General features: G+C 73.1%; 8 protein-coding genes and 1 pseudogene. 3 read left to right on the plus strand and 6 right to left on the minus strand.

Annotation, left to right across the window (positions count from 1 at the left end; all coding sequences use genetic code 11):
- Positions 1-1,164 precede the first annotated feature (1,164 nt).
- Positions 1,165-1,572, minus strand: coding sequence for a CoA-binding protein (locus ABT026_RS30985; RefSeq protein ID WP_351118525.1), 408 nt, complete (start codon positions 1,570-1,572; stop codon positions 1,165-1,167).
- 571 nt (positions 1,573-2,143) lie between these two features.
- Between ABT026_RS30985 and ABT026_RS30990 the strand changes: the two genes are divergently transcribed.
- A complete protein-coding gene (locus ABT026_RS30990; protein ID WP_351118526.1) occupies positions 2,144-3,613 on the plus strand; it encodes a helix-turn-helix domain-containing protein in 1,470 nt (489 codons plus the stop codon).
- Between the two features lie 99 nt (positions 3,614-3,712).
- A complete protein-coding gene (locus ABT026_RS30995) occupies positions 3,713-4,840 on the plus strand; it encodes a lipid II:glycine glycyltransferase FemX (RefSeq protein ID WP_351118527.1) in 1,128 nt (375 codons plus the stop codon).
- A gap of 9 nt (positions 4,841-4,849) precedes the next feature.
- Here the strand turns inward: ABT026_RS30995 and ABT026_RS31000 are convergent, their stop codons facing one another.
- On the minus strand, positions 4,850-5,680 hold the full coding sequence (locus ABT026_RS31000; protein WP_351118528.1) for an aldo/keto reductase: 831 nt from the start codon (positions 5,678-5,680) through the stop codon (positions 4,850-4,852).
- A gap of 189 nt (positions 5,681-5,869) precedes the next feature.
- Positions 5,870-7,117: an MFS transporter gene (locus ABT026_RS31005; protein ID WP_351118529.1), complete on the minus strand. Its 1,248-nt coding sequence runs from the start codon at positions 7,115-7,117 to the stop codon at positions 5,870-5,872.
- Positions 7,118-7,330: 213 nt separating this feature from the next.
- On the opposite strand from ABT026_RS31005, the gene ABT026_RS31010 reads away from it, so the two are divergent.
- A complete protein-coding gene (locus tag ABT026_RS31010; protein WP_351118530.1) occupies positions 7,331-7,789 on the plus strand; it encodes a MarR family winged helix-turn-helix transcriptional regulator in 459 nt (152 codons plus the stop codon).
- A gap of 354 nt (positions 7,790-8,143) precedes the next feature.
- On the opposite strand, the pseudogene ABT026_RS31015 reads toward ABT026_RS31010, so the two are convergent.
- From ABT026_RS31015 to ABT026_RS31025, 3 genes and pseudogenes are all read right to left on the minus strand, one after another.
- Positions 8,144-9,388, minus strand: a pseudogene (locus tag ABT026_RS31015) (MFS transporter); the annotation flags it as partial.
- 203 nt (positions 9,389-9,591) lie between these two features.
- The gene (locus ABT026_RS31020; protein ID WP_351118549.1) at positions 9,592-10,803 is read right to left on the minus strand and encodes a vWA domain-containing protein; all 1,212 of its coding nucleotides are present in this window, start codon (positions 10,801-10,803) and stop codon (positions 9,592-9,594) included.
- Positions 10,804-11,132: 329 nt separating this feature from the next.
- Positions 11,133-12,377, minus strand: a complete 1,245-nt coding sequence (locus tag ABT026_RS31025) for an AAA family ATPase (RefSeq protein WP_351118550.1) — start codon at positions 12,375-12,377, stop codon at positions 11,133-11,135.
- Between the last annotated feature and the right edge of the window lie 16 nt (positions 12,378-12,393).

Consider the following 12,393-nt stretch of genomic DNA (forward strand, 5'->3'; position numbering starts at 1 on the left):
GGAACCAACGAAGCCCCCCGGCCGTCGGCGTGTTGAGTGAGATCACCACACCAACGACGAGGGGCTTCGCCACGTCACCACCCCACCTGACCAGGTCTTTCTACTCCTCAAGCGCCAGGATGAAAGACGTTCACTGATCAGTTGTTGCCGCTCCGCGTTGCTCAGGTGCTCTGCCAACGGACACTCCTTACTCAAGACGGTAGCGGGCACCGTACCTTCCGGGACTGACAACGGATCCCTTCGTGACGCGGGAAGGCCAGGCCCGGATTCGCCCCGGGCCTGGCCTCCCAAGGGCCTCACCGTGCGGCGCCCAGGCCCTGGGAGGTGTACATGCCGGGCAGAGGGGATCTCCACAACCGTGCCGCCGCAGGACGATCAGCAAGACTCATGGCCGCTATCCGGAGTGCAGGGTGACAATCCTGACCCGCGCCTCTCCCTATCCACTACGTCAGCACGATCGGAGAAACCCTGCAGTCAGGCCAAATCTGAAAATGCCACGAGAAATCAATGAGGACAGCCCGGCCCCACCGTACGACAAATCGACCCCGACCCCACAGCAGTGGACCGCAGCAGCAATCGGGAGGGATGAACCTACCGGCAAATTCCTCCCACGAGTCGGAAATCGCGGGCGCTGCGGATGGGTGGTCCACTGCGCCGACGATCAAGTTGCAGCGCGTGTCGCGCAAGTCCTGGGTGGGAAACGGACCGCTTCTGAGACTGCAGTCACGGTGTACGACGACGTGGGTGTGGTCATGGACGGCGCTGACCTCACCGACGTCAACGACCTTCTCCCCAACCCTCACCGAGACGACGGGGCGGAATGTCGGTGCACTACCTACTGGCGCGAGCGGAGAGAAGCGGCACAGTTGGGTCGCGGGCCTGTGCCCACGTGCAAAGTCGGCTTCCGCCTCGCGGAGGCCCCCTCTTTGGGGCGCTTCGTAGTCCTCTCCTCATCGTGGGATTTCGCTGCTTCCATCCCACATCTGCGTGCCGAACTCGCGAACTCGCCGACCCGCGCATGCCATTGTCAGCTCAGACTGGTCCGGGAAGAGCACCCGACAGAAGACGGCCGGCTGGTCACCTACCACCGACCTGCGGTAATCGTCAGCGAGAAGCTCTCATAGCCCGAATGGGTGTAGGACTACCGCTCTTCCCGGGAACCGTCTAACTTAGGGACTTATATTCAATCGCCGGGCACCGGTCCATCACCATGTCGAGCCCGGCCGCCCGTACCCGGTCGTAGGCCGCGTCGTCGACGACGCCGAGCTGGAACCAGACCGCCTTCGCGCCGATCGCGACCGCCTCGTCGGCGACCTCGCCGGCCAGGTCGGAGCGGACGAAGACGTCGACCACGTCGACCGGGAAGGGAATGTCGCTCAGGGAGGCGTACCCCTGCTCCCCGTGCACCGTCTCCGCCTTCGGGTGGACAGGGACGATCCGCTTGCCGTGGCGCTGCAGCGTCGCCGCGACGCCGTAGGCCGCGCGGGCCTCGTTGGCGGACAGGCCGACCACCGCCCAGGTCTCGCCCAGCTCGTTGAGGATCTTCCGCACCGACTCCGACTGGCTGTCCATCCCGGCCTCCCTGTAACCCACGTCGACCCGACGTCGACCGACGCTCGGACCGTGAAGAACGTCCGCCGGCCCCGTCGCATTCCCGGGGCCGGCGTCCCGCCGCGGTGGGCGGAGGTCAACTCTGGGGCCTGGCCGCGACGACGGTCCAGGTCAGGCTCTCGTGACCCCCTCGGCGAGCACCGAGGGGGTCGCGGATGGACGACGTCGCGTCCACGGACCTGACCGTGACCGTGTGCGTGCGGGGGTGACGGGGACAGCGACCGACGGGCCGGGGCGGCCCTCACCGTCCCGGCCGCGCCGCATCAAGCGCTTGTGCAGGTGCACTTGACTTGTCGCTCGACGCAGGCGATGGGAGGGTTCCGCACAACGCCGAACCGTGGCAGGCGAGTTACGTTTGGGCAACCGCTCCGTCCGGTCGGCGACCTGACCGGGGAAGGGCGCGTCGGACCCCTCGCGGGCCGCGGGGAGGAAGCCGGAACCGAAGGGTCCGGCGCCGGTGGGCTGGCTAAGATGGAGGGTCGGCGACGGGCCGGCCGGCGGCCCCCGTCCGGGAGACAGCGAGAGGGCTGCCATGGCAGGAACGAGCGCGGCGTCGGCGGACGGCGGAGCGAGACCGGGGACCGGCGGCGCGGCGACCGCCGACGACGTCGGGACGATCGAGGGCGGGTCCGGGGCGCCGGATCCGGCCCTGCGCCACGACCTCCCGCCCGCGATCGGCGAGCGCGTGAAGCGGCTGCGCAAGGAGCGTGGGCTGACCCAGCGTCAGCTTGCCGAACCGGCGTACACCGCCGCCTATGTCTCCACTCTGGAGGCGGGAAAGGTGCGGCCCTCCGAGGTCGCGCTGCGGCACCTCGCCGACCGTCTCGGCGTCACGTACGAGGAGCTCGCCACCGGCCGGCCCGCACACGTCGCCGCCACGCTGCGCATGCGGCTGGCCGACGCCCAGCGGATCCTGGCCACCGCCGACGCCGCGGACGCCGCGGCCGAGTACGGCCGGCTCCTCGCGGAGGCGGAGGAGTACGGGCTCGGCCGGGAACGGGGCGCCGCCCTGCTGGGACTGGGCGAGTGCGCCCTCGAGACCGGCGAACTTGCCGAGGCCCAGGCGCGGTTCGAGGCGGCCGGGGAGCAGCTGCGCGACGAGCCGCTGCCCGCCCGCACCCGCGTCGTCCGCGGCAGGGCGATAGCCCACTACCTGGCGGGCGAACTGCGGTACGCCTGCTACCTGCTGGAAAGCGCGATCAACGAGCTCAACACCTCGGGCCTGCACGATCCCGGGTCGCTGCTCCAGCTGTACACCGCGTCGATCGCCCCCTACATGGACCTGGGCGCCCACGCCCGCGCCGCGCAGGCCGCCGAGGTCGCCCTCGCCCTGGCCCCCGAGGTGCCGGACCCGGCCCTGGTCGCCTCCATGCACCGCACGGTGGCCCGCACGCTGATCGCCGAGGGCAGGACCGAGGCCGCCGAGGCCTCCCTGCTGCGCGCCACCGAGCTCTACCAGCAGCTCCAGATCCGCACCGAGCTGGCGCACTGCCACTGGATGCGCGGCTACGTGCACGCCCAGCACGACGACCTGGTGCGGGCCGAGGAGGAGCTGCGCACCGCCCACTCCATGCTGCTGTCGAAGCGGGCCACGCTGTACGTCTGGCAGGTGGAGGTCGAACTGGCCGACGTCCTGCGGCGCAAGGGAGACCAGGCGGAGGCCGCGGAGCTGCTCGAGCGTCTCCTGGACGGGCTCCAGCAGGACCGCGGAGCGCTGCACGCCGGCGGCGCGCACCGCCTGCTCGGGCTGATCGCCGAGGAGAGGGGCGACCCGGAGAAGGCGGAGCGGCACTACGTCACCGCGCTCTCGCTGCTCGAGACGGCCGGGGCGGCCGGCGACCTCGCCGACATCTGCCGGCTGCTCGGGGACCTGTACCGCGGTGAGGGCCGCACCGACGCGGCGCTGAACGCCTATCGCACGGGTCTCGGGCACCGGGCGGCGCCGGGCACCACCACGCTCGGCCCGGCTCCCGCGCGGCCGCCCTTCGGCCCCTGGACCTGACGGAAGGCGGCCGCCACGGGGGCGTCGCCGACCGGGCGGCGCAACCGGAGGCGCTCCCTACGCATACGCTGGTGTCGAACAAAGGAGCGCGGCACCACCATGAAGTACCTCCTGCGAGCGATCACCCGCGAGGAGCACCTGTCCTTCGTCGCGGGGCAGTCGTCGGTGAGCCACCTGCAGATCCCCTCGTGGGGCGAGGTGAAGAGCGACTGGCGTTCGGCGTCGCTGGGGTGGTTCGACGAACACGGCCGGCTGGTCGGGGCCGCGCTGGTGCTGCTGCGCGCGCTGCCCAAGGTGCGGCGCTACCTCGCCTACCTGCCGGAGGGACCGGTCGTCGACTGGGCCTCGGAGGACCTCGGCGACTGGCTGAGCCCGATGGTCGAGTACCTGCGCGACCTCGGCGCCTTCACCGTGCGGATGGGTCCGCCGGTGATCGCCCGGCGGTGGGACGCCGCCGCGGTGCGGGGCGCGCTCGGCGACCCGGAGGTGCGGTGGCTGCGCGAGGTGCCGCCCTCCGAGGAGGACCCGGCGGCGCGGGAGCTCGCCGAGCGGCTGCACCGGCTGGGCTGGCGGCCGGTCACCGCCGAGGGCGAGGACAGCGCCGCCGTCAACCAGCCCCGGTACGTCTTCCAGGTGCCGTTCGGCGACCGGCCCCTGCGGGAGGTCCAGGCGGGATACAGCCCGGAGTGGCGCCGCAACGCGAAGAAGGCGTGGCGGGCCGGGGTGGAGGTGGTCCGGGGCGGTTACGAGGACCTCGCCGCCTTCCACCGGCTCTACGCCGAGGCCGCCGACCGCGACGGGCTGATCCCGCGGCCTCTCTCCTACTTCCAGCGCATGTGGATCGCCCTGCGCAACGAGCATCCGGACCGGATGCGGGTCTACTTCTCCCGGTTCGAGGGCGAGGACCAGGCCGCGGCCCTGATGCTCGCCGTCGGGGAGCATGTGTGGCACGCCTATGGGGCCGCGCCACACACTCGGGCGGACGTGTGCCCGGACCATGCCCTGCAGTGGCGGATGATGTCGGACGCGCATGAGATGGGGGCGACCCTCTACGACCTGCGCGGCATCACCGGCTCGGTCGCGGGCGACGAGCAGCACCTGGCACTGCTGCGCCACCGCCTCGGCACGGGCGGCGAGGCGGTCGAGTACCTCGGGGAGTGGGACTTCCCGCTCAGCAAGGTCCTCCACAAGGCACTCGACCTGTACATCGCCCACCGCGGGGGCTGACGGCTCGGGTCAGTTGAACTCGTCCGGGTCGGGACCCGTGCGCAGCCCGCGGTCGAGGGCGGCGAGCGAGGCCATCTCCTCGTCGTCGAGGGTGAACCCGAAGACGTCGATGTTCTCGGCGATGCGCGCCGGGGTGACCGACTTCGGGATCACGACGTTGCCGAGCTGGAGGTGCCAGCGCAGCACGATCTGCGCGGGCGTCCGGCCGTGGCGCTCGGCGAGGGAGACGATCGCCTCCTCCCCCAGCACCGCGCCCTGGGCCAGCGGGCTCCACGCCTCGGTGGCGATCCCCAGTTCGGCGTGCACGGCGCGCAGTTCGGCCTGCTGAAGCGCGGGATGGAGTTCGACCTGGTTGACGGCGGGGACCAGCGAGCTGTGCTCCAGCAGCCGCCGCAGGTGCGCGGGCTGGAAGTTGGAGACTCCGGCGGCGCGGATCCGGCCGTCGGCGGCCAGCCGCTCGAAGGCACGCCAGGTGTCGAGGTACAGGTCACGGGCCGGGGTGGGCCAGTGGATCAGGTACAGGTCGACGTGGTCGAGGCCCAGCTTGGCCAGGCTCTCGTCGAAGGCCCGGAGGGTGGCGTCGTACCCCTGCTCGGAGTTCCACACCTTGGTGGTGACGAACAGGTCCTCGCGGGCGATGTCGGAGTCGGCGATCGCCTTGCCGACGCCTGCCTCGTTGCCGTAGATCGCGGCGGTGTCGATCGAGCGGTAGCCGGCCTCCAGGGCCGCGGCGACGGCGGCGGTGGTCTCCTCGTCGGGGACCTGGAAGACGCCGAAGCCCAACTGGGGGATCTCGACGCCGTTGTTGAGGGTGACGGTGGGGACGGAGGGGGTGCTCATGGTGCTTCCTTGCATGGGTTGCGGTGTTGCGGACGAATGGCTTCGGACAATGGCGGCGCGACCCCCGAGCGGGGTGCGGACCGAGGGGACGGCCGCTGGGTGCGGACCGAGGGGACGGTGGCCACGGGGTTGCGGACGAAGGGGTGCGGACGACGGGACGGGGGGCGGACGCGCGCCCGGACGGGGCCGTCACAGACTGGCAGGCTGCGCCGCCTTTTCCGCCTCCGCCGCCGGGCCCGGCGCGGCGGGTCCCCCCGAACCGGCCACGACCGGGCCGACGGCGCCGGTACGCCGGGCGCGGCGGTCCAGGCGGGCCGCGAGCAGGGAGAGGAGGAGGGCGGAGGCGGCCAGGATCGCGCCTACCCAGTTGGGGGCGGTGTATCCGAGGCCTCCGGAGATCACCAGGCCGCCCAGCCAGGCGGCGAGCGCGTTGCCGAGGTTGAAGGCGCCGATGTTGGCGGCGGACGCCAGGGTGGGGGCGGCGGACGCCTGGTCGAGCACCCACTTCTGCAGCGGCGGCACGGTGGCGAAGCCCAGGGCGCCGATCAGGGTCAGGGTGACGGCGGTGAGCGCCTTGTGGTGGGCGGTGACCGTGAAGACGAGCAGGGTCGCCGAGAGCGCGGCCAGCGTGGTGAACAGCAGCGGCATCAGCGCCCGGTCGGCGAGCTTGCCGCCGGCCAGGTTGCCGAAGAACATGCCCAGGCCGAACAGCACGAGCAGCCAGGTCACGGAGGACTCCGCGAATCCGGTGACCTCGGTCGCCAGGGGCGTGACGTAGGTGATGGCGGCGAAGACACCACCGAAGCCGAGGACGGTCATCGCCATCGCCAGCCACACCTGGGGGTTGCGGAAGGCGGCGAACTCGGCGCGGACGTCCGCGGCGGGCGGGCGTCCGCCCTCGGGGACCAGGCGGGCGACGCCGAGCAGGCCGACGACGCCGAGCGCGGCGACCGCGGCGAAGGTCGTGCGCCAGCCGGCGGCCTGGCCGAGGTAGGTGCCGCCGGGGACGCCGACGACGTTGGCCACGGTCAGGCCCATGAACATCAGCGAGATGGCGGACGCCCTGCGATGCGGGGCGACCAGGTCGGCGGCGACCACGGAGCCGATGCCGAAGAAGGCGCCGTGGGCCAGCGAGGCGACGATCCGCCCGGCGAGCATCAGCCCGAAGACGGGGGCGACGGCGGACAGGACGTTGCCGACGACGAAGAGGCCCATCAGGAACATCAGCATCTTCTTGCGGGACACCTTGGTGCCCAGCACGGTCAGCAGCGGGGCGCCGAGGACGACGCCGAGCGCGTAGCCGGTGACCAGCCAGCCGGCGGTCGGGACGGTGACGCCGAAGTCGTCCGCGACCTGGGGCAGCACGCCCATGATCACGAACTCCGTGGTGCCGATCCCGAAGGCCCCGACGGCCAGAGCCAGGAGCGCGAGAGGCATGGGGTTCTCCCAGACGATACGTTGCGGGGGGCGGTAACAAGCGACGACATTAGTTGCATGCGCGGGATAATTGCAAGCGCGGGCTAAATCTGGCCCCGGGTAACCCCTGTGTGGAAGGATTGGAGACGCCCGGCGGTCTCCTGGTGACCTGCCGGACGTCCGCGTCGGACGTCTCCCGACCCGACCGACCCCTTTGCCCCGTAGGAGGTCAGCGTGACCGCGACCGACCCCTCGCTCACCGCCCTCGCCGACGGCTGGTGCGCGCTCTCTCTCCTGCACGGCAGGATCGAGTCCCACCTCGAGCGCGCGCTGCAGCGCCATGGGCTGAGCCCGCGGGAGTACTCCCTGCTGGACGTCCTCAGCCGGCAGCACGACGGGCCGGGCGGCCACCTGCAGATGAAGCAGGTCGCGGAGGCCGTCGTGCTGAGCCAGAGCGCGACCACGCGACTGGTGACGCGCCTGGAGGACCGCGGCCTGCTGTCGCGCTACCTCTGCCCCACCGACCGCCGCGGCATCTACACGGACGTGTCCGAGTCCGGCCTGGCCCTGCTCACCGAGGCCCGGCCGACGCACGAGGCGGCCCTGCGCGCGGCCCTCGACGACGCGTCGCGGGACGCACGTCTGGAGCCGCTGGTCCGCGTGGTGGAGTCGGCCCGCGCCACCACCGCGTGAGGCCGAGGCTCCCCGCCGCCCGCCGCCCTGGCACGGGCACCGGACCTGACGCTCGCACCGTGACCGGTTCCTGACCCACCGGGCGCCTGGGCACGACGTCCGTCTCCGCCACCGCCGGCGCCCCAGCGCGCTGCGGGCCTGCCGTTCGTCTCCGGGACACCGCTCGCCCGGACGGCGATCCGGCAGCGGGGGCACATGCGCGACGACGGCAGGCAGAACCCGCCGTGCTCCGCGGCGAAGCCTCGACCGGGGTGATCCGCCCTCGTGCCACGGGGCCGTCACCGCACCGGGGGCCGGGTGGCGCACCCGTGCGGCGCGTCACCCGGCCCCCGGCGACTCCCGTGACCCTTACGTCCCGACGGGCGTGACCACCGGCTCGACCGGCACGGTCTCCTCGCGCGGGCTCTCGGCCTCCCGTACCAGCCGGTGCCCCGTGGCCAGGACCGGTACGGCCAGCACGAACGCGGCGGCGCCGACGTAGAACGGCATCGACAGGTCGGTCGCCTCGGCGATCTTCCCCGCGACATAGGGAGCCAGGCCGCCGCCGATGAAGCGCACGAAGCCGTACGCCGAGGAGGCCACCGGCCGCTCCACCGGCGCGACGAGCATGACGGCCTGGGTGGTCAGCGTGTTGTTGATGCCGATGAACGCCCCGCTGACGATGACCGCGACGATCACCACCGCCGGGGTCTCCACCCCCGCCGCGACGACGGCCATCAGCGCGCCCAGGCAGATCAGGTTGGCGTACAGCACCGGCGCCGTGCCGAACCTGGCCTGGAGTCGCGGCGCCACCAGGACGCTGAACGCGGCCACCAGCAGGCCCCAGCCGGTGAAGACCAGGCCGAGGTCGAAGGCCTCGAGCTCCATCGGGTAGGGGGCGTAGCCGAGCATGGTGAAGAAGCCCCAGTTGTAGAGCAGGGCCATGATGCCCATGGTCAGCAGCCCGCGGTGACGCAGCGCCTTCAGCGGGGCGACCGGCGAGGTGGGGTGCTCGGGCCGCGGCGTGGACGGGACCAGCAGCACGGTCGCGACCAGGGCCAGCGCCATCAGCACGGCCACGCCGAAGAAGGGTCCGCGCCAGCTGATGTCGCCCAGGACCCCGCCGAGCAGCGGGCCCACGGCGATGCCGAGGCCGAGCGCGGTCTCGTAGAGGATGATCGCGCCGCCGAAGCCGCCGCTCGCGGAGGCGACGATCACGGCCAGCGAGGTGGCGATGAACATGGCGTTGCCCAGGCCCCAGCCCGCCCGGAAGCCGACGATGCCGTCGATGGAGTCGGTCGCGCCGGCGAGGGCGGCGAAGACCACGATCACGGCCAGTCCGGCCACCAGGGTCCGCTTGGCGCCGATCCGGCTGGAGATCCACCCTACGAAGAGCATGGCGACGGCGGTGACGATCAGGTAGCTGCTGAACAGGAGCGAGACCTGGCTGGCGGAGGCGTGCAGGTTCTCCGCGAGGGCGGGCAGGATCGGGTCGACCAGGCCGATCCCCATGAACGAGATCACGCAGGCGAAGGCCACGGCCCAGACGGCTCGGGGCTGCCGGAACGGGCTCGCGGCGGCCCCCGCCTCCCCTGTCGCTGTCGCTGACGGCGCATTCATCGATGCGATGTCCTTTCCGGTTCGGCCGTCCGCGAGGGCGGGACACGAATTTAGATGCAACGTACATCTATAGACCTGTCGGCGTGCCCACGCCAGAGAGGGCGGTGTCGTGGGCCCCACCTCTGACCCGCTTCTTACCTTCGCCGGACCGCCCTCGCCACCCCTGGCCCCGCCAACCGCCCGCCGGTGCCGGGAACCGCCCGCTAGCCGATCTCCACCACCCTGGCCCACGAGGGGGGAAGGTCGGGCGTGTACTCGGGGTCGTCCTCCGAGTAGTGCGGGGCGCGGGGGAAGAGCCCCACGATCGTGCGGCAGGGAGGCCGGGACGAGGGCCACGGCGTCTGGCCGTCGGTCAGCGCGACCACGACGTCGGGGCGGGGCCGTGCCCTGAGTGCCGTGTCGAACCCCGCCCGCAGGTCGGTGCCGCCCCCGCCGACGAGCGTGATGCCCTCCCCCGCACAGATCGGTCCCACCCGGTGGGTGGCCGCGTCGCAGCTGATCACGGTCACCAGGTCCCTGCGGCCACCGAGCGACCGGGTGATGGCGGCCACCTCGAGCAGGGCGCTGCCGAGTTCGGTGTCGCTCACCGAACCGGAGGTGTCGACGACCACGGTGACCTTGGGCGGTCGGTGCCGCAGGCTCGGCAGGACGACGCCGGGCAGCCCGGCCGAGCGGCGGGACGGGCGGCCGTACGTGTAGTCCTGGCCCGCTCCCGCGCCGGTGGCCGCCGAACGGATCGCCGCGCCCAGCAGTGCCCGCCACGGCTGTGGCGCGTGGAACACCTCCTCGGCCCACCGCCGCCAGGTCCGGGGCGTGTCGCCGGGCATGGCGGAGATGCCCTGCGCCACCCGGAAGCGCACCGCGTCGCGCTCCTGGTCGGTGAGTCCGTGGGCTCCCTCGGGCCCGAGTTCCCATCCGCGGGTCATGCCGTCCGCGCCGCTCCCGCAGTCGAGCCAGGTGAAGTGCTCGGTATGGCGGCGGAGCCGGATCCGGTCGACGTAGTCCTCCATGACCCCGTCGTTCTCGAGACCGAGCAGCCGCGGGGTGACGAGGCCCTCGGGCTCCGGCAGCCCGTCGCCGAAGGCGTCGTCGTTGATCTCGCAGTCGGCGGCGATGTTCATGCGCAACCGGTCCCCCGGACCGGTCAGGTCCCGGGCGCGGGCCAACCGGTCGCTGCGCCCATGGTGGTCGCGCAGCAGGTGGGACACCTCGTGCACCCAGACGGAGGCGAGTTCCTCCACCGGCATGGACGCCACGAACGCGGGGGACGCGTAGCAGCGCCAGTACCGGTCGACCGCCATGGTGGGGACCTGACGCGACTCGACCACGTGCAGCGCGTACAGCGCGGCCGCCAGGTAGGGGCGGGCCCGGGCGGCCTGCAGCCGAGCGGCGTACAGCTTGTCCAGGTCCAGCAGCCCCTGCTCCCGCGAGGCCGGGGCCCGGCACGGCGCGGACCCGGGCTCGACGGCCCCGGCCCCGTCGGACCTGGCCCCGACGGACCCGGGCTCGACGCCGCCAGCCCCGATCCCGGGCCGCTGCGCGGAGGCCTGGCTCGGCGTGGGGCCCGGCCGCGGTGCGGAGGCCTGCCGCGGCGACGGGAGCGGCCGGAGCGGCCGCGGCGCGGGGACCGGCTCCGGCGTGGGGACCCGTCCGGGCCGACGTTCCGCGCGTGCCTCCGCCGGCCGCTCCCCCGGGTACGCCTCCGCCTGCCGCTCCCCCGGCGCCGTCCCCGCCGTCGCCCCCGTCATCGGGTCGCCTTCGCCGCGGCGTGCGCCACGCGGGCCGCCGCCCGGTCGGCGCGGCGGGAGAGGTCCACCGCCCCGGCCAGCCGCTCGATCGCCGCTGGCACGTCCCACTCGTCCTGCCGCAGCGCGGCCAGCGTGGTCGCCGGGACCACCACGAGGTCGGGCGCCCCGGTCTCCATGGCGCGCACCAGCAACGACCAGGCGGCGTCCCACCGTTCGCGGGTGGGCCGGGTCGCCACCGCGGACACCACCGCCTCCATCACCGCCTGCCGCAGGTCCCCGCGCTGCGGAAGCTCGGCCCCGGCGGGGTCGGCCAGCACGTCCTCCGGGTCGGGGAGGTCCATCCGGTCCATGCTCGCCAGCAGTTCGAGTCCTGGCCCGTCCCCCACCACGCCCCTGACCAGCAGCGACAGCACGTCCCGCTGCGCGCCGGCAGCGGTGGCGAAGGCGATCAGCCGCAGGGCCATGTCCCAGGTGCGGGGCGAGGGCCAGGCCCCGCCCCGGCGGGCCTCGTTGGCGGGCAGCTGGTGCACCAGCTTGGGCCGCGCGGTGAGCAGCCCGCACACCGCGCGCCGGGCGAGGTCGACCGCCCTCGGCACCTCGGCGGGGTCGAGCCGCGGCAGGGTGGCGCGCGGCCAGGTGCCGCCGAGGCCACGGACCACGACCTCGGAGTCGTGCATCCACGGGAGGTGCACGAACCGGTTGGCCAGCGGCGCGCTCAGCTCCCAGCCGTCGGCCGCGGAGGCGCGCGGGTTGGCGGCGGCGACGATGCGGATGCCTTCCGGAAGCCGCAGGGCGCCGACCCGCCGCTCCAGCACCAGCCGCAGCAGGGCCGCCTGCACGGCGGGCGGGGCGGTGGACAGTTCGTCCAGGAAGAGCAGCCCGCGCCCCTGGCGGACCAGGCGCACCGCCCAGTCCGGCGGGGCCATCGGCACCCCCTGTGTGGCGGGGTCGTCGCCGACGACCGGCAGGCCGGAGAAGTCCGACGGTTCGTGGACGCTGGCGATCACGGTGCTCAGCGGCAGGTCCAGCTCCTCGGCCAGCTGGGTGACGGCAGCGGTCTTGCCGATACCCGGCTCGCCCCAGAGCAGCACCGGAAGGTCGGCGGCGACGGCCAGGGTCAGCGCCTCCAACTGCATGTCGCGGCGCGGTTCGGTGGTGGTGTCGCCCAGCACGGCCAGCAGCGCGGAGGCGACCTCCAGCGGGGCGACGGGCAGGGCGGCCGGAGCGGGTTCCTGCGGCATGGCGGGGGCGGAGGGA

Origin of the sequence: Streptomyces sp. NPDC002734, assembly GCF_040295685.1 — a bacterium.
Lineage (GTDB): Bacteria > Actinomycetota > Actinomycetes > Streptomycetales > Streptomycetaceae > Streptomyces.